The 22,223-nt window shown below is 73.4% G+C and carries 20 protein-coding genes and 2 pseudogenes; 11 read left to right on the forward strand and 11 right to left on the reverse strand.

The window, feature by feature from the left end:
- Positions 1-296: 296 nt before the first annotated feature.
- On the reverse strand, positions 297-1,331 hold the full coding sequence (locus tag ACOBQU_RS27115; protein WP_423630396.1) for a DUF3068 domain-containing protein: 1,035 nt from the start codon (positions 1,329-1,331) through the stop codon (positions 297-299).
- Positions 1,332-1,690: 359 nt separating this feature from the next.
- Between ACOBQU_RS27115 and ACOBQU_RS27120 the strand changes: the two genes are divergently transcribed.
- The 3 genes and pseudogenes from ACOBQU_RS27120 to ACOBQU_RS27130 form a co-directional block, all read left to right on the forward strand.
- Entirely contained in the window at positions 1,691-1,843 is a 153-nt protein-coding gene (locus tag ACOBQU_RS27120) for a hypothetical protein (protein ID WP_423630398.1), read from the forward strand.
- 122 nt (positions 1,844-1,965) lie between these two features.
- Positions 1,966-3,150, forward strand: coding sequence for a helix-turn-helix domain-containing protein (locus ACOBQU_RS27125; protein WP_423630399.1), 1,185 nt, complete (start codon positions 1,966-1,968; stop codon positions 3,148-3,150).
- Positions 3,151-3,243: 93 nt separating this feature from the next.
- Positions 3,244-3,318: pseudogene (locus ACOBQU_RS27130) on the forward strand (SCO2400 family protein); the annotation flags it as partial.
- 752 nt (positions 3,319-4,070) lie between these two features.
- Here ACOBQU_RS27130 and ACOBQU_RS27135 read toward each other — a convergent pair.
- Entirely contained in the window at positions 4,071-4,535 is a 465-nt protein-coding gene (locus ACOBQU_RS27135) for a MarR family winged helix-turn-helix transcriptional regulator (RefSeq protein ID WP_423630401.1), read from the reverse strand.
- A 110-nt stretch (positions 4,536-4,645) separates the two neighbouring features.
- On the opposite strand from ACOBQU_RS27135, the gene ACOBQU_RS27140 reads away from it, so the two are divergent.
- Both ACOBQU_RS27140 and ACOBQU_RS27145 read left to right on the forward strand, forming a co-directional pair.
- Complete coding sequence (locus ACOBQU_RS27140) at positions 4,646-5,680, forward strand: NADP-dependent oxidoreductase (RefSeq protein WP_423630403.1); 1,035 nt, start codon at positions 4,646-4,648, stop codon at positions 5,678-5,680.
- 125 nt (positions 5,681-5,805) lie between these two features.
- Positions 5,806-6,234, forward strand: coding sequence for an organic hydroperoxide resistance protein (locus tag ACOBQU_RS27145; RefSeq protein WP_423630405.1), 429 nt, complete (start codon positions 5,806-5,808; stop codon positions 6,232-6,234).
- Positions 6,235-6,322: 88 nt separating this feature from the next.
- On the opposite strand, the gene ACOBQU_RS27150 is transcribed toward ACOBQU_RS27145, so the two are convergent.
- Positions 6,323-8,884, reverse strand: coding sequence for a M14 family zinc carboxypeptidase (locus tag ACOBQU_RS27150; protein WP_423630407.1), 2,562 nt, complete (start codon positions 8,882-8,884; stop codon positions 6,323-6,325).
- 191 nt (positions 8,885-9,075) lie between these two features.
- On the opposite strand from ACOBQU_RS27150, the gene ACOBQU_RS27155 reads away from it, so the two are divergent.
- Complete coding sequence (locus ACOBQU_RS27155; RefSeq protein WP_423630409.1) at positions 9,076-9,837, forward strand: EI24 domain-containing protein; 762 nt, start codon at positions 9,076-9,078, stop codon at positions 9,835-9,837.
- Between the two features lie 88 nt (positions 9,838-9,925).
- On the opposite strand, the gene ACOBQU_RS27160 is transcribed toward ACOBQU_RS27155, so the two are convergent.
- Positions 9,926-11,242, reverse strand: a complete 1,317-nt coding sequence (locus ACOBQU_RS27160; protein WP_423634739.1) for a pyroglutamyl peptidase — start codon at positions 11,240-11,242, stop codon at positions 9,926-9,928.
- Positions 11,243-11,533: 291 nt separating this feature from the next.
- Here ACOBQU_RS27160 and ACOBQU_RS27165 point away from each other — a divergent pair, with 291 nt between their 5' ends.
- Complete coding sequence (locus ACOBQU_RS27165; RefSeq protein ID WP_423630411.1) at positions 11,534-12,118, forward strand: hypothetical protein; 585 nt, start codon at positions 11,534-11,536, stop codon at positions 12,116-12,118.
- Here the strand turns inward: ACOBQU_RS27165 and ACOBQU_RS27170 are convergent.
- Positions 12,050-12,997: a LysR family transcriptional regulator gene (locus ACOBQU_RS27170; protein ID WP_423630413.1), complete on the reverse strand. Its 948-nt coding sequence runs from the start codon at positions 12,995-12,997 to the stop codon at positions 12,050-12,052. The two genes, ACOBQU_RS27165 and ACOBQU_RS27170, sit on opposite strands and share 69 nt — an antisense overlap.
- Positions 12,998-13,046: 49 nt before the next feature.
- Here ACOBQU_RS27170 and ACOBQU_RS27175 point away from each other — a divergent pair, with 49 nt between their 5' ends.
- The 3 genes from ACOBQU_RS27175 (at position 13,047) to ACOBQU_RS27185 (ending at position 15,293) form a co-directional block, all read left to right on the forward strand.
- A complete protein-coding gene (locus ACOBQU_RS27175; protein ID WP_423630415.1) occupies positions 13,047-13,892 on the forward strand; it encodes an NAD(P)-dependent oxidoreductase in 846 nt (281 codons plus the stop codon).
- Between the two features lie 124 nt (positions 13,893-14,016).
- Positions 14,017-14,400 carry a RidA family protein gene (locus tag ACOBQU_RS27180; protein WP_423630417.1) on the forward strand — a complete coding sequence of 128 codons (384 nt, stop codon included), beginning with the start codon at positions 14,017-14,019 and terminating at the stop codon, positions 14,398-14,400.
- Positions 14,401-14,456: 56 nt separating this feature from the next.
- The gene (locus ACOBQU_RS27185; RefSeq protein WP_423630419.1) at positions 14,457-15,293 is read left to right on the forward strand and encodes an SDR family oxidoreductase; all 837 of its coding nucleotides are present in this window, start codon (positions 14,457-14,459) and stop codon (positions 15,291-15,293) included.
- Positions 15,294-15,336: 43 nt separating this feature from the next.
- Here the strand turns inward: ACOBQU_RS27185 and ACOBQU_RS27190 are convergent, their stop codons facing one another.
- Positions 15,337-16,242 (reverse strand): SGNH/GDSL hydrolase family protein, encoded by a 906-nt coding sequence (locus ACOBQU_RS27190; protein WP_423630421.1) that lies wholly within the window; start codon positions 16,240-16,242, stop codon positions 15,337-15,339.
- A gap of 394 nt (positions 16,243-16,636) precedes the next feature.
- Here ACOBQU_RS27190 and ACOBQU_RS27195 point away from each other — a divergent pair, with 394 nt between their 5' ends.
- On the forward strand, positions 16,637-17,131 hold the full coding sequence (locus tag ACOBQU_RS27195; protein WP_423630423.1) for a DUF3145 domain-containing protein: 495 nt from the start codon (positions 16,637-16,639) through the stop codon (positions 17,129-17,131).
- A gap of 74 nt (positions 17,132-17,205) precedes the next feature.
- Here ACOBQU_RS27195 and fabF read toward each other — a convergent pair whose 3' ends face one another.
- The 5 genes and pseudogenes from fabF to ACOBQU_RS27220 form a co-directional block, all read right to left on the reverse strand.
- Positions 17,206-18,468 (reverse strand): beta-ketoacyl-ACP synthase II, encoded by a 1,263-nt coding sequence (fabF, locus tag ACOBQU_RS27200; RefSeq protein WP_423630425.1) that lies wholly within the window; start codon positions 18,466-18,468, stop codon positions 17,206-17,208.
- Positions 18,469-18,557: 89 nt separating this feature from the next.
- Positions 18,558-18,806, reverse strand: a complete 249-nt coding sequence (locus tag ACOBQU_RS27205; protein WP_423630427.1) for an acyl carrier protein — start codon at positions 18,804-18,806, stop codon at positions 18,558-18,560.
- A gap of 72 nt (positions 18,807-18,878) precedes the next feature.
- Entirely contained in the window at positions 18,879-19,910 is a 1,032-nt protein-coding gene (locus ACOBQU_RS27210; protein WP_423630429.1) for a ketoacyl-ACP synthase III, read from the reverse strand.
- A 15-nt stretch (positions 19,911-19,925) separates the two neighbouring features.
- Positions 19,926-20,863: pseudogene (locus tag ACOBQU_RS27215) on the reverse strand (ACP S-malonyltransferase).
- 89 nt (positions 20,864-20,952) lie between these two features.
- Positions 20,953-22,182 (reverse strand): PucR family transcriptional regulator, encoded by a 1,230-nt coding sequence (locus ACOBQU_RS27220; RefSeq protein WP_423630430.1) that lies wholly within the window; start codon positions 22,180-22,182, stop codon positions 20,953-20,955.
- Positions 22,183-22,223: the final 41 nt, after the last annotated feature.

Raw genomic sequence — 22,223 nt, forward strand, 5'->3', positions numbered from 1 at the left:
ACCGTGGGGGGACTTCGGATGGGTGGTGCGTGGTGCCGTGGTGCCGTGGTGCTGATTCCGGACGGTGCGTGGGGGCGGAACGAGGGGGGCCGGTCGGGGAACCGGCCGGACGAGCCGTGGTGCGGGGGAAGCGCGGGATCCACCGGGGCGGGTCCGGGGTGGGCCCGGGGTGGGCCCGGGTGGGGTGTGGCTGGGGACGGTTGAGGTGTGGACGGACTGGTTAGTTTTCGCCGCACCTACCGGCGCGGCTACTCACGCGGGTGACAATTTCCGGCCTTCTTGGCGCTGACGTCTCATCACTTCGTGGTGGGTTGCAGGGATGTTGGGGGCGTCCCGGAATGCGGACGGTTCGGCTCCGGGGTGTCGCCGGGTCCGTGCGGGCCCCTGGCGTCCGCGTCGCGGCCCCGTACGACGAACGCGCCGCCGACGAGCGCCAGGGCCCCGCCGACCACGAGTGCCACGAGCGGCAGCGTCTCGCCCACGAGTTTCAGCCGGGAGCTGTCGTCCTTGGCGAGGTCGACCTGGGCGCGCTGGGTCTTCTCGGTGAACGCGATGCGCTCGCTGTCGAGCAGTACGGTGCGGTCCTTCTTGCCGCCGGGGGCCCGCAGCGTCTTGCGCGGCCCGATGGCGGCGTAGATGATCCGGCCGGTGCGCTGGTCGGCGACCAGTTCGATGCGGTGGTTGGCGTACCACTCCTCGGCCATGACCTGGGGGCGGTCGCGCAGCCCGACCAGGCGGCCCGGCACCTGCCGGGTGCCGGTCTTGGTGGCCGCGACCTCGCCGCGGAACAGCAGCCCTTCGTAGCCCTGGACCTTCTGCCGCTTGACGAACCTCAGCGGTACGACGTCGCCGAGGGTGCTGTCCCACCACAGGTAGGTGCGCTCCTGGACGCCGAAGGGGAACTTCAGATAGGCCTCGCCCTCGAAGTACGGCTTCTCGCCGCAGCAGTGCACGGGCCGGTTGGTCTTCCGGTTCGTCACCCAGCGCTCCTGGGTCCACTGGAGCGCGTCGTGCGGGTCGGCGGCGGGCAGCGACTTGTCGGGGTCGACGGAGGTCACCACGTCCCAGACGGCGTTGCCCGACTTCTCGCTGTCGGCGACGTCGCCGCGCACCTGGCGGGTGATGGTCAGGTTCTGGCCCTTGACTGTCTTGATCTTTTCGGTGTCGAAATAGCTGCCGGTGCCCTTGAAGACGGTGATCTGGTCCACGTCGATGGGCGTGCGCTTGGCGCGCGGCTCGACGTACCAGGCCAGCATCGGGGCCAGGACCAGCAGAAAGGCGCCGATGCCGAGAAGGACGAGGGACCAGGGCGAGGCTGTGCGTCGCGTCATCCGGCGCTCCTGCGGTGAGGCGATCGAAAGGGACGGTGGTACGAGGGCGAACCACACCGAGCCGCGCGTGTGCCGATGGCTCAACTCTGAAGCACTACTGGTGAGTTATCGGCGTATTGCGGCGCTGTCACAGTGGAGTTGCCCGAATTGCTGCGGTGCTGTTGCCGTGGAGTTACTGCTCCGTATGGGCCGGGAACGCTAGGCGGACCCTTGACGCAGTGTCAATGGATTGTTGACACTGGGCACGCGCCGGACGGGGCCGGCGGGGGGCCGGTTATCGACCGTGCAGCGACCGTGCGTGACCGGACAGCGCGTGATCGGGGTGGGGACGGACCTCCTTCCAGAGAGGCTGACCCTGTATGCACCGACTGCTTGCCGCGACCCTCACCGTCGCCGTCGCCGCGGCCCTCGCCGTGGGCGCCGCCTTCGGGATCGTCGCCCTGCTGAACGCCACGCCCGACCAGCCGAACCGGCCGCTGGTGCACTACGAAGCGCCCCAGGGCGACCAGTGAGCGACCTCACCGCCGTGTCCGAGGGGTCGCGCCCCGCCGCGGCCGGGGGCAGACGCGCCACCGCACCCGAGGGGCCCCGGCCGTCCGGCCACTCGGCCTGGCGCGATGTACCGGCTTTGCAGATGCGGAGGTTCGCCGCGCTGGCTCTTGAGGAGGTGCCCGCGCTCGCCCAGGACATCCTGCGCGAGATCCGCGCCGAGTACCCGGGCCTGCCCGTGGTCCTCGACGAGTCCGGCGAGCCGATGGCGCTCATCGGCATCCGCCGCGCCCTCGAAGGCTTCGTCCAGCAGCTCGGCACCGCCGACCGGCCGCGCTACCACCCCGAGGTCTTCCAGGAGTTCGGCCGCGGCGAGGGCCTGGAGGGCCGCAGCCTCGACTCGCTCCAGGCCATCTACCGGCTCGGCGTGCGGCTCGCCTGGCGGCGCCTCGCCGAGATCGGCCAGCAGACCGAGATCCCGCCGCCCGCGATGTACGAACTGGCCGAGGCGGGCTTCGAGTACCTGGACGGACTCGTCGACCAGTCCGTGCGCGGCTACGCCGAGGCCGCCGCCCGGCAGGCCGGTGAACGTCTGCGACTGCAACGCAAGTTGATGGAGTCGCTGCTCGCCGACGGCCGCCCGGAGCCGGGCGCGCCCGCCGTGCTCGGCCCGGACGGCGGCGTCGACGAGCGGGCCGCGCGGGCGGGCTGGCAGCTGCCCGAGCGGGTCGCCGTCGGCGTGCTGCTGCGCCCGGCGCGCGAGGCCGTCGCCCCCGCGGTCGGCCCGGACGTGCTGCTCGACCTGGAGGCCGAGCGCCCCCGCATGGTCGTGCCGGACCCCGACGCCGCGGGCCGCCCCGAGCTGCTGCGCCGTGCCCTGGTCGGCTGGTCGGGCGCCGTCGGCCCGCCCGTGCCGCTGGCCGACGCCGCGAAGTCGCTGCGCTGGGCCGAGGCCGCGGTCGCCCTGATGGAGCGCGGCCTGCTGCCCTCCGGTGAACTCCTGTACTGCACCGAGCACACCGAGGCGCTGGTCCTGCTCCAGCCGGAGGAGCTGGTCGAGGACCTGACCCGCCGCTGCCTCGCGCCCCTCGACCACTGCGGCCCCTCCCACGGCCGCCGCCTCGCCGAGACCCTGCTCGCCTGGCTGGAGACCCGCGGCGGCGCCCCCGAGGTCGCGGCCCGCCTCGGCGTGCACCCGCAGACGGTCCGCTACCGGCTGCGGCAGATCCGGGAGCTGTGGGGCGACGAGATCGACGACCCGGACCGCCGCTTCGAGCTGGAACTGGTCCTGCGCGCCCGACGCCTCAGGGGCGGCCTGACCCGCCCGTGAGGCCGCCCACCCACCGGACCCCTTAGTTCCGCACACAACCTTCACGGCTTCAACGTCCCCGGTACCGGCGCGGCACCTCAGCCTCCATGCCTCATGGACTACTGCCACGCGTGCCAGCGGCACCTCAACGGCGCCTTCGCCTGCCCCGGATGCGGCACTTCGGCGGAGGCGTGCCGTGCGTACGGGGAGTCGCTGGCCGCGCGGGCCGAGACCCCCGAGGAGGCGGTCACCGACGCCCGCGAGGAGCCGGGGGGCGACCACGGCGAACGCGTCCGCCGCGCGGCCCGGCACCGCCGCGGGCGCCGCGGGGCCCTCCTGGTCACCACGGGCCTCGTCCTCGCCGCGGGCGGCCTGAGCCTGGCCGAACTCGGCTCGGAGCCCTCGTCGTCCGGGCACCCGAGGTCGGCGTCGTCTCCGGACGGCGAGGTGGCAGGGGGCACCGCGGAGAGCGTCGAGCCCACCCCGGACGCGGTCGACGCGGCGGCCCCCGCGCAGCCGGTGACGTCATCGGCGTACCCGTCCGCGTCACGGGCGGAGAAGGGCCTAAAGCGCGAACGGCGGACGGAGACCCCCAAGGAGCCGAGCACGCCCCCCGCCGACGGCGCCCCGCACGCCGAGGACCCCTCCGCCCCGGCCCCCGAACCCAGCGCCCACACCCCCACCACGACCCGCCCGGGGACGGCCCCCGCCCGGCCCCCACCCCGACCACGACGACGACCCCCACTCCGAAGCCAACCCCCTCGGAAACCTGCGACCGCTTCCTGTGGTGGTGCACCTAGGGGCCAGGGAAGCGCGCCCGCAGGGGCGCGGGGAACCGCGCGCCCAGCCCCAACGCACCCGCAGGCAACCGCCCAGCCCCAACGCACCCGCAGGCGAAAACGGACCGCCAACCGAAGAGGACCGGCCGACCGCGAGGTCGGCTACGCGGTGCCGAGCATCCTCCGCAGCAGCCCCCGCAGGGCAACCCGCTCCTCGTGCGACAGCGAAGCCAGCGGCTCACGCGCGAAGCCCAGGGACTCCCGCAGGCTCCGCGCGGTGGCGTGCCCCTCCTCCGTGGGCGCCGCCAGCTTCACGCGCCGGTCGTCGGGGTCGGGCCGCCGCTCCACGAGGCCCCGGGCCTCCAGGCGGTCCACGATGCCGGTCACGTTGGACGGCTCGCACTTCAGCTTCTGCGCGATGCGCCGCATGGGCATCGGCTCCAGGGAGAGCAGCCCGAGCACCCGCGCCTGCGCGCCGGTCAGCGCGTGCTCGCACGCGGCGGTCTCGTACTCCTCGTAGTAGCGCGCGACGACCGTGCCGATCAGCTCGACGACCTCGAGCGTCAGCGGGTCCGTGGGGGACGCGGCGGGGGAACTGCTGGTGGCCATGCCCACCAGCCTACCCATTTACTTGACAACATGAAATATCAATGCACATGCTTATTTCAGAACCTGAAGCATTCGGGGCACCCGAAGCGTCAGGAACATCCAGAGCGAAGCCTGAGGAGGGCACCCCCATGTCCGTCACCCCCGAGCAGCTCCCCGCCACCGGTCGCGCGTGGCACCTCGTGCGCCGACCGCACGGCTGGCCGGTCCCGGAGGACTTCGCCCTGCGCGAGGTCCCGGTCGAGGCCCCGGAGGAGGGCCGCCTCCTGGTGCGGAACCTGCACTTCTCGGTGGACCCGTACATGCGCGGCCGGATGAACGACGTGAAGTCGTACATCCCGCCGTTCCAGCTCGACCAGCCCATGGACGGCGGCGCGGTCGGCGTGGTCGTCGCGTCGAACGCCGACGGCTTCGCGGTCGGCGACCACGTGCTGCACTTCACGGGCTGGCGCGAGTACGCGTCGGTGTCGGCGCGGACCGCGACGAAGGTGGACCCGGAGGCGGCCCCGCTCTCGGCGTACCTGGGCGTGCTCGGCATGCCGGGCCTGACGGCGTACGCGGGTCTGCTGGAGGTCGCCTCGTTCAAGGAGGGCGACGCCGTGTTCGTCTCCGGCGCCGCCGGTGCCGTGGGCAGCCAGGTCGGCCAGATCGCCCGGCTCAAGGGCGCCTCCCGCGTGGTCGGTTCGGCGGGCTCGGACGACAAGGTGAAGCTCCTGGTGGAGGAGTACGGCTTTGACGCGGCGTTCAACTACAAGGACGAGAAGCCGGTCGTGGAGCAGCTGAAGGAGGCCGCCCCGGACGGCGTCGACGTCTACTTCGACAACGTCGGCGGGGAGCACCTGGAGGCCGCCATCAGCCGCATGAACGTGGGCGGCCGCGCCACGATCTGCGGCATGATCTCCGGCTACAACGACACGGAGCCGACGCCCGGCCCGCGCAACATGGCCATGATCATCGGCAAGCGCCTGCGCCTCCAGGGCATGCTCGTCGCGGACCACGAGGACCTTCAGCCGCAGTTCGTGCGCGAGGTCGCCGGGTGGGTGCGCTCGGGCGAGCTGAAGTACGCCGAGACGGTCACGCACGGCATCGAGAGTGGCGTGGACGCGTTCCTCGGCATGCTGCGGGGCGAGAACACCGGCAAGATGGTCGTTTCCCTGGACGGCTAGGGATGGCTAGGGGTGGCTAGGGATGGCTAGGGACAGCCGGAACTTCCGCTATTCGGTAAGGTAATTCCACTACTGCTGTTCCGGCGGGCGCGCGGGGCGGCATCCACCAGGAGGATTCGACAGCCATGTCCATCCAGCAGATCGACGTCAAGTACACCGCCGTGGCCACCGCGGAGAACGGCCGCGACGGGCGGGTCGCCTCCGACGACGGGAAGCTCGACGTCGTCGTGAACCCGCCGAAGGAGATGGGCGGCAGCGGCGCGGGCACCAACCCCGAGCAGCTCTTCGCCGCCGGGTACAGCGCGTGCTTCCAGGGTGCCCTCGGGGTCGTCGCCCGCCGCGAGAAGGCGGACATCTCCGGCTCCACGGTCACCGCGAAGGTGGGCATCGGGCCCAACGGCGACGGCGGCTTCGGCCTTGAGGTCGAGATCGTCGCGTCCATCCCGAACGTGGACACCGCCACCGCGGAGGCCCTGGTGGCGCAGGCCCACCAGGTCTGCCCCTACTCCAACGCCACGCGCGGCAACATCAAGGTCGACGTGAAGGTCGCGTAACCCGGCCGAGCAGGCGCCGGACGGGCTGGGTAGAGCCCGTCCGGCGCTTGAGGGCGAGGCCGAAGGCCGGGGCGCCCCCCCGCGAGGGCTAGCGCACAGCGAGAAGCGCTCGCGCCACCCCCGCGTACAACCCCTTCGGATGCGCCCGGAACAACGGCTCCGTACCGAAGAGCGTCACCCGCGCTTTCCCGGCGTCGCCGGACACCACGGCGGCGCGCCCGGCGGCGTCCGCGGGCCCGCCCCGCCCGTCAACGGCCCGCCAGTGCCCGGAGACCAGCGGATTCCCGGCCCCGTACGACTGCTCGACCCGCACCCCGCTCCCGAGCCCGGTGAACCACACCGGCGCGTAGACGAAGCTGAACGCCCCGCCACCCCCGCGCAGCCGGTCCCGCACCCGCACCACGCCGTTGGCGTCCCCGTTGCCCTGATGGGCCGTCACCTTCAGCAGCCCGGCGGCGGAGTTGAGCGCCGCGCCCACGGCGCCGCGCCCCACGAGCCCGCCCCCGCGCGAGAGGAACGCGGTGAGCCGCCCCTTGGCCCGCTCGTCGAGCTTGCCGTAGTCGAGGCCGGAGGAGGCGAAGAGGACATCGGCCCGCGCCCAGTCGAAGCCGTCGTTGAGGACCTTGGTCGACACGGGCACCACGTCGAAGTTCATCTCCCGCAGCGCGAACAGCTCGCCGGGCGTCACGGCGGCCGCGACCCGCGTGCGCCGCAGCACCTCACCGCCCCGCGCCGTCGTCGCCGAGAACACCACGTCGTACTCGGCGGCCACGCTCCGCGCGAGCCGCCGCGCGGAACCCGGCACGACCACCGAGCCGTCACCGGCGTCCCGCACCCGCACCCCGTCGCCGAGCAGCGCGTTCACCGCGGCGACCGCCCGCGGGTCGTCGAGCCGCAGCCGCAGGTCACCGCGCGGAGCGACGTACGCGATCCGGGACGCCGCGGCCACCGCGCGCGACGGCACCCGCGCCGGGCTGCCCGAGCGCACGGAGTCCACCGACGCGCCCCACAGCTTCGCGAGGCTCCAGCCGGAGATGTCGTACATCGCCGACACCTTGCCGCTGATGTCCCGCCCGTCCGCGAGGATCACATTGGCCAGGCCCCGCTTGGGCTGGCGCATGTCCACCAGGTACGAGCCCTTCGGGTACGACCGGCCGCCGAGCCGGAAGCCGTCGGTGGCGCGCCGCACCCGCACGTCGTTGGCCAGCAGGTGGTCGACGAGCCGGGACGCGGCCGCCGCCGACCGCTGCCCGCGCCCGCCCGCCGGGATGACGTACGCCCGTGGGAACGTGGTGGTGTACACGTCCTCCGGGCCGATGCCCGGCACGCCCGGCACCGTCTCCTTCGACACCGGCACCTGCCGGGCGCCCGCCGCGCCCCGGCGGAACACCTCGATCTGGTCGGCGATCAGCGCCCGCCGGTGCTTCGCCGCGTAGTCGAGGGTCGCCGTCATGGCCGCGCCCGCGATGTCCACGTTGATGGCGGACCTGCGGCGCAGCTCGGCGGCGGGCTGGGCGTCGTACTCCTCGTAGTTCACCTGCATCGGGAACTCGATGGTGTGCGCGGCGACCGCGCCGTGGAACGGCATGTACTGCGGCGTGAAGATGGGCGGCCAGTCGTCCCAGCCCTCCTTCTGGTCGCGGAAGGGGATGACCGCGGGCTTCACGCCGTCCTTCGCCTCGGTGTAGCCGAGGCCGTTGACGGCCTTCTCCATGCCGAGGGCGTTGGCGTAGGTGTTCTTCAGGAACAGGTCGTACTCGTAGTTCTCGCCGTGCGGCGGCGTGGTCGGCTCGATGAGCGTGCCGTTCACATAGCCGTGCAGGTCGATCATCACGGTGGGCTGCTTGTCGATGGCGATCTGCCGCACCGCGCGCGTCTCGGGCTGCGAGGCGGTGATGAAGTCCCGGTTCAGGTCGAAGCCGTTGGCGTTCTCGCGGGTGCCCGCGACGCGCCCGTCGGGGTTCATCGTGACGTTGAAGTACAGGCGGTGGCGCGCGAGCAGCTTCCGCGTCCTGTCGTCCTTGGCCTTCGCCAGCTTCTCGATGACCTTGAGGGCCGCGTCCGTGCCCTCCCACTCGTTGCCGTGGATGTTGTTGTTGATGAACACCGGCGCCTTGTACGCCGATGCGAGCGCCTTGTCCTTCGCGGCGGTCGCGGGCGCGTTCTCGATGAGGCGCCGCATCCGCTCCTGCCGGGCGGTCTCGCGCGCCGACTCCGGCGCGGTCACCGTCACCAGGTACAGGTCGTGCCCGCCCGCCGACCGCCCGGCCCGTTCGACGCTGACGCGGTCCCCGAGGCGCTGGAGCGCGTTCAGCCGCGGCGCGATGCCGTGGTACGGGACCAGGCCCAGCTTCAGGGACTTGTCGTCGGGGTTCACCGGAACCAGGTCGAGCTTCTGCTGCCGCGGATAGCCGCGCTTGTCGCCCGCCAGCGCGGGCGGCACCGCGTCCAGCGCCCGCCGCGCGGCGCCCTCCGGGGCCCGCGCCGCCTTGTCGGGCGCGTCCAGCGGGGGTGCCTCGCGGACCGCCGGGCGCGGCGCGGGCGCGGGCTCCGCGCTCGCGCCGCCCGGGCTGAGCGCGGTGACCAGGAGCGTGCCCGCGGCGGCCGACGCGGTCAGCAGCACCGGTCTTGACGGCCGGGCCATCCCCATACGTACCTCCCCTGCCTGAGCCGGTGCCCGGACCCGTGCCGGGAACCGGCTGTGAGAGCCGTGAGATCAATAGGGGAGGTCTACAGGCTGAAAACGTGCGCAACAAGAGGGTGTTCATCCACTGGGCGTGCTGCGTTGCCCCGTATGTGACACATACGGGGCGTCCCGGGCCCCCGGATAGGGTGTGCCGCATGCGTGATCTAGGACAGGGCTTCGGCTATCTGGTGAAGGGGCAGCGCTGGGTCGCCCAGCACCGCGGGCAGTACGGGTGGGGGCTGCTGCCCGGACTCATCACCCTGGTGCTCTACGCGGCCGCGCTGGTCTGCCTGGCCCTGTGGGGCGCCGACCTCGTCTCCTGGGCGACGCCGTTCGCCGACGACTGGGGCGACCCCTGGCAGGGCGCCTTCCGCGGCTTCCTCACGGTGCTCCTGTTCGCCCTCGCCCTGCTGCTGTCCGTGGTCAGCTTCACCGCGGTGACGCTGCTCATCGGCGAACCGTTCTACGAGTCCCTGTCGGAGCGGGTCGACGTCTCCGTGGCCGGGGAGGCCCCCGAGTCGGGCCTGCCGCTCTGGCGCGACCTGTGGATCTCCGCGCGGGACAGCCTGCGGATCGTGGTGCGGGCCGCGCTGTGGAGCGTGCTGCTGTTCGCGCTCGGGTTCCTGCCCGTGGTGGGGCAGACCGTCATCCCCGTCCTCGGCTTCCTCGTCACCGGCTTCTTCCTCACCGAGGAGCTGACCGCGGTCGCCCTCCAGCGGCGCGGGGTGCACCTGCGGGAGCGGCTCGCCCTGCTGCGCGCCCGCAAGACCCTCGCCTGGGGCTTCGGCGCACCGCTCGCGGTGGCGTTCCTGGTGCCGTTCGTCGCGGTCTTCCTGATGCCGGGCGCGGTGGCCGGGGCGACTTTGATGACCCGGGACCTCCTGGGCGAGGACGAGGAGGCCCCGGCTGGCGAGTGAGCGAGCCCAGGCCCGCGGTTTCAGCCCGTCCGGCGTTTGAGGACGAGCCGCGAAGCGGCAATGGACGCGGGGTGCTAGGGGCTGGCCCCTAGTTTCGGTGAAGGGGCGGGACTGGGGCGCCCCGCGAGGGACCCGCACCCGCACCCGCCTCCACCGCCACCGCCACGATCCGCCGCACCTGCCGCACGATGTCCCCCCGGTTCCGCACGAACTCCGGATCCGTCACCGCCCCGCTCCCCGGATCCCCGTTACCGGCCCCGAACTGAAGCACCGGCGTGTGCACATGCCCCCCGGGCAGCCGGTCCCGCAGCCCCAGCCGGTCCCGCAGCAGCGTGGCCCGGTAGGCGATCTCGTTGGACAGGTAGTCCCCGCCGCCGCCCTTGCGCGCGGCGGAGCCGGGCGTGGGCCCGTCGGCCCGGTCCACGGGCTGCGTCCCGCCCGCGGGGACCTCGGTCACCGCCGTGTTGTCGTACACGGGGAAGCGCCCGGTACCGGCGCCCACGATGGCCTCGTACGGCAGTGTCGTCGACGTCCACTGCGGCTGCGAGGCCGGATCGGCCACCGGCACGGTCCCGGTGCTCGACACGTTCTCGTTGTCCCCGAACCCGCCCCGCCACGCGCCGTTGGTGCGCTCGACGTCGAACCGGCCGACCCGCCCCTGGCTGACCGTCGTGAACAGGTCCACCCGCGGCAACTGCCGCCGCAGCGCCCGCTCCACCACGCCGTCCGCGAAGTCCGTCCAGCGCACCGGGAACGTGACGGCCTCGATCCGCACGGGCCCGGCGGCGGTCCGTATGACCGCGCCGTCCAGGGCGAGCGCGGACGCCCCCGACGGGTTGCTGATGCGGATGTCCCGGTCCAGCGTGAACGGGTCGAAGCCGGTGAGGAGCACCCGCTTCATCCGCTTCCCGTGGTGCCCCGCGGCCCCCTTCGGGTACGCGATGGTGTCCTGGCCCCGCGAGGACACCTCAAGCCGGTCAAGCAGCCGCTTCCGCCGCCGGTCGTCCAGGGTGAACCCCCGGGGCTCCCAGGCCCGCAGCGCCTTCGTCATCCCCAGGCGCGCCCAGTACAGCGGCCGGTCGTCGTCCCGGCTCAGGTCCCCGGACAGCGGCCCGCGCCCCTGGGCCCGGTCCACGGCCCGCCGCCACAGCGCCTGCCCCTGGCGTACGACGAGACGCTCGGCCCGCGCGTACGACTGCGCGCGCTCAAGGCCCCGTGCGAACGCGGGCGCCACCCCGTCGAACCCGCTGCGGCGCAGGATCTCCTGGGGCACGGCCCGGTCGAGGCGCCGCTCCTCGACGGTGGGCGCGGTGGTCCGGTCGGCGGGGGCGGCCGCCGTGGCGGGCGCCGCGGCGGCACCGAGCAGCAGCGCGACGCCGAGCGCCCCGAGCCGCCGCCCGGCCATGTGAGACGTAGCCACGAGAGTCCTTCCGTTGCTGGTGAGGTGGCGGAAGTATCGCGGGACGGGGGAGCCGCGCGCTACGGGTAGGGAAGCCTTCGCCTGCCTGCCTGCCTGCCTGCCCGCCCGCCCGCGCCGCGACCCGCGCCGCGACCCGCGCCGCCCGGTCGGCTGGCCGCGCCGCCCGCCCGCTCGCCCCGTCCGCCCAGGGGCGCACCCCGCCTCCCCCGAGCGGCGGAGGCGGACCGCCATCGGAGCCGACGCCCCGGCCAGGGGCCCCGCACCAGCATGGACCCCATGATGAGAGTCAACGCCCTGCCCGACGTGCCCCGATGGGCCGCGCTCGCCGCGCACGCCGTGCCCTGGACCGTGCTGCCGTCGAGCCTGTGGCGCATCGCGCTCGTGCTGCGCCTGCCCGTGTCCGACTACGCGCCGGGCCTCGGCGAGTCGCTGTACATCGTGCTGCTCAGCGTCGTCTCCGAGGGCCTGGCCCTGCTGACGCTCGGCCTGGTCAGGGGGTGGGGCGAGGTGGTGCCCCGCTGGATACCGCTCATCGGCGGCCGCCGGGTGCGCCCGCTCGCGGCCGTGGTCCCGGCCGCGCTCGGCGCGGTGGCGCTCGCCCTGATCTGGGGCTACGCCTTCCGGAACGTGGGCGCCGACCTGGACTCCGGCACCGGCCCCGGCGGCATGGGCTCGCCCGCCCAGGACGCCGTCCTCGTCCTCAGCTACGCCCCGCTGCTGCTGTGGGCGCCCCTGCTCCTCGCCGTGACCGTCGCCTACTACCGCCGCCGCACCGCCCGCCCGCCGCGGCCCTCAGCTCCCGAGCAGCCGGGCGGACTCCCGCAGGGCCGCCAGGAACGGCTCCACGCTCGGCGCGGCTGACCGTCCCCGCGCCGTCGCCGCGTACACCGCCCGCGCGGGCGCGCCCTCCTCGCGCACCGGGACCAGCGCGATGTCCCGCCGCACCCCCTGCGCGGCCAGCGCCGGGACCAGGGTCACGCCGAGCCCGGCGGCGACGTACCCCTGCTTGGCCGTCCACTCGCCGACGACATGGGCGACCCGGGGCCGGAAGGAGCCCCGCAGGGCCGCGTCGAGCAGGGTGCCCGCGGGCTCCGCGCTGCCGGAGATCCAGTCCTCGTCGGCGAGTTGGGCGAGCGCCAGGGACCGCGCGCCCGCCAGCGGGTGGGCGGCGGGCAGCGCCACGTACAGCGCCTCGTCAAGCAGGTGGTGCAGCTCGCAGTCGTCCTGGGGGAGCGGGCCGCCCGTCGTCGACACCACGGCCAGGTCGATCTCGCCCTCCGCGAGCCGCGCGAGCAGCGGACCGCTAAAGCCCTCCTCGCGGGTCAGCGTCACCCCGGGGTGCCGCGCCCGGAACGCGGCGATGGCGCGCGGCACGAGCGCCGCGTCCGCCGTGGCGAACGCCCCGAACCGCAGCAGGCCCCGCGAGACATCGTTCAGCTCCGTCAACTCGCGGCCCAGGCGCGCCAGTTGCCCGGCCACGGCCTGAGCGTGCGGCAGCACGGCCCGCCCGTGCGCGGTCAGCCGCACCCCGCGCGGCAGCCGGTCGAAGAGCGGCGCGCCGCCGAGCGCCGCCTCCAGGGACGCGATCTGCCGCGACACCGCGGACTGCGTCAGCGAGAGCCGCTGCGCGGCCGCCGTGAACGAGCCGTCGCGGGCCACCTCCAGGAAGGCCCGCAGCCAGAACGTGGACAGATCGGCGAGCGCGCCCTCTTCGATATGCGTGTTTGGCATGCCTCCCATGCTAGACATTCGCTTGTCGCATCGAAGTCCCGCGCCTAGCGTCGTCCGCATGGCACAGCACGCACAGCCCCCGGAACGGATCGCCTTCCTCGGCCTCGGCCGCATGGGCTCCCTGATGGCACGTCAACTCCTCGACGTGGGACACCCGTTGACGGTCTGGAACCGCACCGCCGCGAAGATGGCGCCGCTCGTCGAGGCGGGCGCCCGGGGCGCCCCGTCACCCGCGGACGCGGTGCGCGACGCCGACGTCGTCCTCACGATGCTGGCCGACCCCGACGCGGCGCGCGCCGTCGCCGACGCGATCGTGCCGGTGCTGCGGGACGGGGCGTACTGGGTGGAGATGTCGACCGTCGGACCCGATGTCGTACGGGAGCTGGGGGAGCGGCTCGCGGGGAGCGGGGCCACGCTGGTGGACGCGCCCGTCCTGGGCAGCACCGACAAGGCCGCCGCCGGTGAGCTGGGCATCCTCGTGGGCGGCGACGCCGACGGCGTCGAGCGGGTGCTCGCCCCCCTCGGGACCGTCACCCGCACCGGGCCCCTCGGCTCCGCCGCCGCGCTCAAGCTCGTCGCCAACACCGCGGTGCTCGGCGGCGTGACCCTCGTCGCCGAGTGCCTGGCCCTCGCCGACGCGCTGGGCCTCGACCCCGAGACGGCACGGGACGCGCTGGCCCGGGGCCCGCTCGGCGGCGCCGTGGCCCGCGCCTTCGCCCAGGGCGCGCACTTCGCCACCGGCCTCGCGGCCAAGGACGCCGCGCTGGCCGCGGGGGTCGTGGCGCTGCCGGTGGTGTCGGCGGTGGCCGCGCAGCTCCGGGCCGCCGCGGACGCCGTGGGTGTCGCCTGCGAGGACGTCTCGCGTGCCGTCGCCCACCTCCGCGCCGCCGCCCGCCCCGCCTGACCGGCGCCCAACCGCCGCCCTGCGTAGGGGCTTCGCCCCTTTCCCCTTCGTTGGCGCTCCGCGCCTCGCCCTCAAACGCCGGGCGGGCTTGAATCCCCGTCCTCTCGACAGGAGCCGTACCGACATGCCCCTGACCGTCTCCCTCTCCAACCCGCCCGCCGCGCCCCAGCCGCTCGGCCCCTACTCGCAGGTCGCCCGCGTCGAACTCGACGGCGGAGGCGCCCTGTTGTACCTGTCCGGGCAGATCGGCGCGGGCGCGGACATCACCGAGCAGAGCGAGGACGTCTTCGCCACGCTCACCGCGCTGCTCGGCGCGCACGGCGCGACGCTCGACGACATCATCAACATCCGTACGTTCCTCACCGACATGGACGACCTGCCCGGCTACGCGGCCGTCCGCCGCGCCCACCTCACCGGCACCCCGCCCACCAGCACCACCGTCGCCGTCCCGCGCCTGTTCCGGCCGGAGGCGCGGATCGAGGTCGAGGTGGTCGCGGCCGTCCGCTGACACCCCCGGGGGCTCGCGGACACAACCTGTCCGCGAGCCCTCGTACCGTCGCACCCATGACGCACACACAGCACACCCACCTCGTGACCGGAGCCACCGGAACCGTCGGCCGCGAGGTCGTCCGCGAACTCCTGGAGCGCGGCCACGCCGTCCGCGCGCTGACCCGCGACCCCGCCACGGCGGACCTCCCGGCGGGCGCCGAGGCCGTGCGCGGCGACCTCACCGACCCCGCGAGCCTCGCGCCCGCCCTGGACGGCGTCACCGGCCTGCACCTGATCACGTTCAGCGGGGCGGCGTTCCAGCCGCTTCAGACGGGGCCCGAGATCGTCCGCCTGGCCCGCGCGGCGGGCGTGCGCCGCGTCACCGTCCTCAACGGCGGCGGGCCCACGCCGCTGGAGGACGCGGTCCGCGCGAGCGACCTGGACTGGACGGTCCTGATACCGGTCGAGTTCATGGCCAACGCCCTGGAGTGGGCGGAGTCCGTCCGGACCGAGGACACCGTGCGGGCGCCGTTCACGGACCGGCTCAGCGCCATGGTCCACGAGGGCGACATCGGCGCGGTCGCCGCGGTCGCGCTCACCGAGGAGGGGCACGCGGGCCAGGCGTACCTGATCACCGGGCCGCAGGCGCTCACCGTCCAGGACAAGGTCACCGCCCTGGCCGAGGCCCGCGGCAAGGACATCGCGCTCGTGGAGCTGACCGAGGAGGAGGCCGCCGCGGCGATGCGCGCCGAGGGCCACGACGAGGACACCATCGCCTGGCTCCTGGACGTCTACCAGAACACCCCGCCGGAGGGCCGCACGGTCATCGACACCGTCGAGCGCGTCACCGGCCGCCCCGCCCGCCCCTTCACGGAGTGGGCGAGGGCACACGCCGAGGCGTACCGCGCCTGAGCCGCCCGCCGCCCGGTCCGGGCGGACAGCGCTGCCGCGTACCTCAGCCGCGGCGGGCGGTCACGCCCCGGTACGCCATCTCCGCGAGCCGCGCCTGCCCGTCCTTGTTCGGGTGGAACCAGTCCCAGTGGCTCAACTGCCCGGTGCCGAAGCGGTAGCCGAACACCGCCCCGTCGTCGTACCGGCACCGCAGGTCCTTGGCGCACACGTCCTTCAGGACCTTGTTGTACGCGACGACGCGCTGCCGCACGGTCTCCCTGCGCCGCACGTCCGTGGCGGTCATCGAGTCCGCGTCGGCGAGCATCGACTTGCAGATGCCGAGCTTCCACACCTGCTTGCCCAGCGCGTTGGTGCGGCCCGTGGACCACAGCCGCTTGAGGTCCGGCACGCTCGCCACGTACACCTGCGCCTTGGGCCGCGCCCGGCGCAGCGTCCGCAGGGACTCCTCGAAGTCGGCGCGGAAGTCGGCGACGGGGGTCATGGCGTCGGCGGAGGCGCGGCAGGCGTCGTTGGCCCCGGCGAGCACGGTCACCAGGTCGGGGTCCTGGGCCGCCGCGCGGGCCATCTGCGCGGGCACGTCGGCCATGCGGGCGCCGGTCTTGGCGTAGTTCCAGCTGTGCGTCTCGGCGCGCTGCTTGCCGAGCAGCCGCAGCGCCAGGCTGCGCACCCCGCCGTCGGTCCCCGTCGACCAGGACACCTCCGGGCAGTCGGAGAGCACCGAGCAGGCGTCGAAGCCGCGCGTGATGGAGTCGCCGACGGCGGCCAGGGAGCGGGGGCTCGGGTCCCACACGCGGGTCGGTGAGGGCGCGGGCCGGTCCTGTGCGGACGGCCCGTTCGGCCCGGAGGAGTCGTCACCGGAGGCGTCGCACGCGGTGAGCGTGGCGAGACCGGTGAGAGCCGCTGTCGCGACGGCGACAGCGGCTCGCGCGCGCGGCCGTGTTTTCCGCATTCTCGTCCCCTCTGTCCCCTGTGTCGTCCAACGTGACGTCGTACGGGCCCTTCAGGTTGCGTCGCCCCACATGCTGAGATGTCCCCGTGGCGTCGTTGGACACCCAGCCGGACACCCAGCCGGGGGGCTCGGAGCCTCCCAGCGAGTGAAACCTCCGTGTTTCCCGGCATGAGGACCGACGGTACGTCACACTCCTTGCCTCGCCGCACGGTAGCCTCGCCACCCAGTGGCACCCGTTTCTCCTCGGTTCCGCTAAATTACATCACGTCACATCTGTCCCCTTTTTAGACTTTCCTTGACTTTCCTCGCTTTTGCAGGGATAGCTGGAATACCGCTCGGCACGGGCGCGAGGCCGCTGACGCGAGGCGTACCTCGTCCCACACTGGAGGTCCCGGTGACGACACGTGGAGTTCTGTACGTGCACTCCGCACCGCGCGCGCTGTGCCCGCACGTCGAGTGGGCCGTCGCGGGCGTCCTCGGCGCACGCGTCAGCCTCGACTGGATCAGGCAGCCCGCGGCGCCCGGCACCTGGAGATCCGAGTTCTCCTGGCAGGGCGCGGCGGGCACGGCGTCCAAGCTGGCCTCCGCGCTGCGCGGCTGGCAGCTCCTGCGCTTCGAGGTCACGGCGGAGCCCTCCGCCGCCGCCGAGGGCGAGCGGTACAGCGCCACGCCCGACCTCGGCATCTTCCACGCCGTCACCGGCATCCACGGCGACATCCTGATCCCCGAGGACCGGCTGCGCGCCGCCCTCGCCCGCTCGCAGCGCGGCGAGAGCGACCTGGAGGCCGAGGTCGCGGGCCTGCTCGGCAAGCCCTGGGACGACGAGCTGGAACCGTTCCGGTACGCGGGCGAGGGCGCCCCGGTCCGCTGGCTCCACCAGGTCGTCTGACGGCACGTCACCACCCGTACGTACGCGAAGGGCCCCCACCGAGCGGTGGGGGCCCTTCGCGTACGTACCGGGTGTCAGACCGTGCGGAAGGCGAGCACCACGTTGTGGCCGCCGAAGCCGAACGAGTCGTTCAGGGCCGCGATCGTGCCCTCGGGCAGCGGGCGGGCCTCGCCGCGGACGATGTCCGCGTCGACCTCGGGGTCGAGGTTCTCGACGTTGATGGTCGGCGGGGCCGTGCGGTGGTGCAGCGCGAGGACCGTCGCGACGGTCTCGACGCCGCCCGCGCCACCGAGCAGATGACCGGTCATCGACTTGGTGGAGGCGATCGCCATGTGGTCCACGTCGTCGCCGAAGGCCTGGCGCAGCGCCTTGATCTCACCGATGTCGCCCTGCGGCGTCGAGGTGGCGTGCGCGTTGATGTGCGCGACCTCGGACGGCTTCAAGTCGTTGTTCTCGACCAGGTTGAGCAGGGCGCGCGCGATGCCGTTGCCGGAGGGCTCGGGCTGCGTGATGTGGTGGGCGTCGGCGGAGATGCCCTGGCCGACGGCCTCGGCGTAGATCCGCGCGCCGCGGGCCCTGGCGTGGTCGGCGGACTCCAGGACGATCACGCCCGCGCCCTCGCCGAGCACGAAGCCGTTGCGGTCGACGTCCCAGGGGCGGGAGGCGCCCTGCGGGTCGTCGTTGTTCTTGGACATCGCCATCATGTTGCCGAACGCGGCGATCGGCAGCGGGTGGATGGAGGCCTCCGTGCCGCCCGCGACGACCACGTCGGCCCGGCCGGTGCGGATCATCTCGATCGCGTAGCCGATGGCCTCCGCGCCCGAGGCGCAGGCCGAGACGGGGGTGTGCACGCCCGCGCGGGCGTTCAGGGTGATGCCGACGTTCGCCGCGGGCGAGTTCGGCATCAGCATCGGCACGGTGTGCGGCGAGACCCGGCGCACGCCCTTCTCGCGCAGCACGTCGTACTGGTCGAGCAGGGTCGTCACGCCGCCGATGCCGGAGGCGATGACGGTGCCGAGGCGGTCGGGGTCGACGGAGGTGTCCTCGCCCGCCTTGGCGGTGAAGCCCGCGTCCTTCCAGGCCTCGTCGGCCGCGACCAGCGCGAACTGCGCCGAGCGGTCGAGCTTGCGGGCCTGGGGGCGCGGAATGGTCTCGGTCGGCTCGACGGCGATGCGGCCCGCGATGCGGACCGGCAGGTCGGCCGCCCACTCCTCTTCGAGCAGCCGGATGCCGGAGCGCCCGGAAACCAGGCCCTCCCAGGTCGAGGCTGCGTCGCCACCCAGCGGTGTGGTTGCGCCGATACCGGTGACGACCACGGTGCGATTGGTCGAGTTCACTGGATTTCTCTCTCCACGTTTGGTTCAGATGCGGATGCGGCGGCGCCACCGCCGGGTGGCGGCTGGCAAGAGCCTGCTGGCCGCCAGGCTCAGGCCTGGTGGTCGAGGATGTACTTGGTCGCGTCGCCGACCGTCTTCAGGTTCTTGACGTCGTCGTCGGGGATCTTCACGTCGAAGCGCTCCTCGGCGGCGACGACGACCTCGACCATGGACAGCGAGTCGACGTCCAGGTCGTCGGTGAAGGACTTGTCCAGCTGGACGTCCTCGACCGGGATCCCGGCGATCTCGTTGACGATCTCCGCGAGACCGTCGACGATCTCCTTCTCAGTGGCGGCCATGAGGCGCTCCTTCGTATGTATCCAGATGGTGTGACGGCAACCACACGGATCCGAAGATCCGCGAGCGGGTGCCTAGGGGAGGGTAACGACCGTGGCGGCGTACACGAGACCCGCCCCGAAGCCGATGACGAGGGCGGTGTCGCCGCTCTTCGCCTCACCGGTCGCCAGAAGCCGCTCCATCGCGAGCGGAATCGAGGCGGCCGAGGTGTTGCCGGTGGTGCGCACGTCGCGGGCGACCGTGACGTGCTCCGGCAGTTTGAGAGTCTTCACCATCGAGTCGATGATCCGCTCGTTGGCCTGGTGCGGGATGAAGACGTCCAGGTCGTCCGCGGTGATCCCGGCCGCGTCCAGCGCCTGCTGGGCGACCTTCGCCATCTCGAACACGGCCCAGCGGAACACCGCCTGGCCTTCCTGCGTGATCGCGGGGAACTTGACCTCGCCCTTGGAGTCGACGGGCAGCCGCGAGGGCTCGGTGGCGTGGTACTCGTCCCAGCCCATCGTCTGCTTGATGGTCTCGGCCTTGTCGCCCTCCGAGCCCCACACCGTCGGGCCGATCGCGGGCTCCTTGGCGGGGCCCACGACGGCCGCGCCCGCGCCGTCACCGAACAGGAAGGCCGTCTTGCGGTCCTCCAGGTCGGTCAGGTCGCTGAGCCGCTCCACGCCGATGACCAGGGCGTACTCGGCGGAGCCGTCCGTGACCATGCCCTTGGCGAGGGTGAGGCCGTAGCCGAAGCCCGCGCAGCCCGCGGAGATGTCGAACGCGGCGGGCCTGCCCGCGCCGAGCTTGTCCGCGATCTCCGTGGCGATGGCCGGGGTCTGCTTGAAGTGCGACACGGTGGACACGATCACCGCGCCGATCTGCTCGGGCTGGATGCCCGCGTCGGCGATCGCCTTCCCGGCGGCCGCCACGGACATCGCCGCCACGGTCTCCTCGGGCGAGGCCCAGTGGCGGGTCGCGATGCCGGAGCGGGAGCGGATCCACTCGTCGGAGGAGTCGATCCGCTCCAGGATCACGTCGTTGGGCACCACGCGGGTCGGGCGGTAGCCGCCGACGCCCATGATGCGCGCGTACGGGGCGCCCTGACTGGGCTTGATCTTCGCCATGGTCCAGGCTCCTTCTCAGGCACCCGCCGCGTCGGCGGCGGAGGCGGCGGTCTCGGCGGCCAGCTCACGCGCGGCGTCGAGGTCGTCCGGCGTCTTCACGGCGAGGGTCCTGACGCCCTTCAGGGCGCGCTTGGCCAGGCCGGTCAGGGTGCCGCCGGGGCACACCTCGATCAGCGCGGTGACACCCAGCTCCTGGAAGGTGTCCATGCACAGGTCCCAGCGGACCGGGTTGGCGACCTGGCCGACCAGGCGCGTCACGACCTCGGCGCCGCTGGTGACGGCCTTGCCGTCGCGGTTCGACACGTACGTCAGGCGCGGGTCGGCGGGGAGAGGCCCTGGGCGGCCTCCTCGAGGGCCGCGACCGCGGGCGCCATGTGGTGCGTGTGGAACGCGCCCGCCACCTTCAGGGGCACGACCTTGCGGACGCCCTCCGGCTTGTCCTCGGCGAGCGCGGCCAGCTGCTCGGCGGTGCCCGCGGCCACGATCTGGCCCGCGCCGTTCACGTTCGCCGGGGTCAGGCCCAGCTTCTCCAGGTGCGGCAGGGTGACCTCGGGGTCGCCGCCCAGCAGCGCCGCCATGCCCGTCTGCGTGACGGCGGCGGCGTCGGCCATGGCGAGGCCGCGCTTGCGGACGAACCCGAGCGCGGCGTCCTCCGAGAGGACACCGGCGTACGCGGCGGCCGTGATCTCGCCGACGCTGTGCCCGGCGACGGCGCCCGGCGCGATGTCACCGAGTGCCGCGGAGGACAGCAGTCCGGCCGCCACGAGCAGCGGCTGCGCCACGGCGGTGTCACGGATCGCGTCCGCGTCCGCCTGCGTGCCGTAGTGGACGAGGTCGAGCCCAATGGCGTCCGACCAGGCGGCGAGGCGGTCCGCGGCGCCGGGGAGGTCGAGCCAGGGGGTCAGGAAGCCGGGCGTCTGAGCGCCTTGGCCGGGAGCGACGAGTACGAGCACTCTCACACTCTCTCTTGTGGACAGTACGAACCGCCCGTGGGGACAGGGACGAAGAACCGCTAAGGGAATTGTAGGGCCCCGACAAAGGCTCAGGCCTGGGGATCACCGTCCGCGAGGCGCCCCAGGATCAGCGCGATGCGCAGGGTGAAGGCGGAGCGTACATCGGAAGGTGACCAACCGGTGACGTCAGTCACACGTCGAAGCCGGTAGCGCACGGTGTTGGGGTGCACGAAGAGCATCCGGGCGGCGCCCTCCAGGCTGCTCGCCTGCTCCAGGTAGACACTCAGGGTCTCCAGGAGCGCCGAGCCCGCTTCCTCCAGCGGTCTGTAGATCTCCTCCACCAACTGTTCACGAGCGGCCGGGTCGCCCGCGATCGCCCGCTCGGGCAGCAGGTCGTCGGCGAGCACCGGACGGGGCGCGTCCTGCCAGGCGCCGCACGCCTTCAGGCCTGCGGCGGCGGCCTGCGCGGAGCGGGTCGCGGCCAGCAGGTCGGGCACGATCGGACCGGCCACCACCGGGCCCGCCGCGTACGGCCCGATCAGGGCCTTGGCCACGGCGAGCGGGTCGTTCCTGCCGCCCGCGATGACGACCAGGCGCGAGCCGAGCACCCCCGTGAGGACCTGGAGCTTCGCGTGCCGGGCGGCCCGGCGGATGGCCTCCACGGTCAGCTCGCTGTCCCCGTCGGGCGCGGTGCCGAGCACCACGCACACATGCTCCGGCGAGTTCCAGCCGAGCGCCGCGGCGCGGGAGACGGCCCCCTCATCGGCCTCCCCGGAGAGCACCGCGTTCACCACCAGCGACTCCAGGCGCGCGTCCCAGGCACCGCGTGCCTCGGCGGCCTGGGCGTAGACCTGCGCGGTGGCGAAGGCGATCTCGCGGGCGTACACGAGCAGCGCCTCGCGCAGCACGCCCTCGTCGCCGGGCGCCGCCACCTCGTCGATGGCGGACTCCATGACCTCGATGGTGGTGCGCACCATCTCCACGGTCTGCCGCAGCGTGATCGCCCGGGTCAGCTCGCGCGGCGCGGTCCCGAAGACGTCCGTCGAGATCGCCTGGGGCGCGTCGGGGTGCCGGAACCACTCGGTGAACGCGGCGATACCGGCCTGGGCGACCAGGCCGATCCAGGAGCGGTTCTCCGGTGGCATCGCCCGGTACCAGGACAGCGTCTCGTCCATGCGCGCGATGGCCTGCGCCGCGAGGCTGCCGGACGACTTCTCCAGCCGCTTCAGGGTCGCGGCGTGCGCGTGGGCGCGGCCGCGGCGACCGGATCCGGCGTCCGCGTCCTGCTGGGGGGCTTCGTTCGCTGAGGGTTCGGGCACGGGGACAAGACTGCCTTATGGGGACGGCGGCGTGCGGGGCC

Origin of the sequence: Streptomyces sp. G45 (assembly GCF_049542095.1) — a bacterium.
In the GTDB taxonomy this organism is placed as follows: domain Bacteria; phylum Actinomycetota; class Actinomycetes; order Streptomycetales; family Streptomycetaceae; genus Streptomyces.

Bases quoted from the DNA above. Each gene is read 5' to 3' on its own strand.
- ACOBQU_RS27120 (WP_423630398.1), top strand. From the start codon at position 1,691: ATGCACCGACTGCTTGCCGCGACCCTCACCGTCGCCGTCGCCGCGGCC.
- ACOBQU_RS27185 (WP_423630419.1), top strand. From the start codon at position 14,457: ATGACGCACACACAGCACACCCACCTCGTGACCGGAGCCACCGGAACC.
- ACOBQU_RS27180 (WP_423630417.1), top strand. From the start codon at position 14,017: ATGCCCCTGACCGTCTCCCTCTCCAACCCGCCCGCCGCGCCCCAGCCG.
- ACOBQU_RS27165 (WP_423630411.1), top strand. From the start codon at position 11,534: ATGATGAGAGTCAACGCCCTGCCCGACGTGCCCCGATGGGCCGCGCTC.
- ACOBQU_RS27115 (WP_423630396.1), bottom strand. From the start codon at position 1,331: ATGACGCGACGCACAGCCTCGCCCTGGTCCCTCGTCCTTCTCGGCATC.
- ACOBQU_RS27205 (WP_423630427.1), bottom strand. From the start codon at position 18,806: ATGGCCGCCACTGAGAAGGAGATCGTCGACGGTCTCGCGGAGATCGTC.
- ACOBQU_RS27145 (WP_423630405.1), top strand. From the start codon at position 5,806: ATGTCCATCCAGCAGATCGACGTCAAGTACACCGCCGTGGCCACCGCG.
- ACOBQU_RS27135 (WP_423630401.1), bottom strand. From the start codon at position 4,535: ATGGGTAGGCTGGTGGGCATGGCCACCAGCAGTTCCCCCGCCGCGTCC.
- ACOBQU_RS27160 (WP_423634739.1), bottom strand. From the start codon at position 11,242: ATGGCCGGGCGGCGGCTCGGGGCGCTCGGCGTCGCGCTGCTGCTCGGT.
- ACOBQU_RS27210 (WP_423630429.1), bottom strand. From the start codon at position 19,910: ATGGCGAAGATCAAGCCCAGTCAGGGCGCCCCGTACGCGCGCATCATG.
- ACOBQU_RS27125 (WP_423630399.1), top strand. From the start codon at position 1,966: ATGCGGAGGTTCGCCGCGCTGGCTCTTGAGGAGGTGCCCGCGCTCGCC.
- ACOBQU_RS27155 (WP_423630409.1), top strand. From the start codon at position 9,076: ATGCGTGATCTAGGACAGGGCTTCGGCTATCTGGTGAAGGGGCAGCGC.
- ACOBQU_RS27170 (WP_423630413.1), bottom strand. From the start codon at position 12,997: ATGGGAGGCATGCCAAACACGCATATCGAAGAGGGCGCGCTCGCCGAT.
- ACOBQU_RS27175 (WP_423630415.1), top strand. From the start codon at position 13,047: ATGGCACAGCACGCACAGCCCCCGGAACGGATCGCCTTCCTCGGCCTC.
- ACOBQU_RS27190 (WP_423630421.1), bottom strand. From the start codon at position 16,242: ATGCGGAAAACACGGCCGCGCGCGCGAGCCGCTGTCGCCGTCGCGACA.
- ACOBQU_RS27140 (WP_423630403.1), top strand. From the start codon at position 4,646: ATGTCCGTCACCCCCGAGCAGCTCCCCGCCACCGGTCGCGCGTGGCAC.
- ACOBQU_RS27150 (WP_423630407.1), bottom strand. From the start codon at position 8,884: ATGGGGATGGCCCGGCCGTCAAGACCGGTGCTGCTGACCGCGTCGGCC.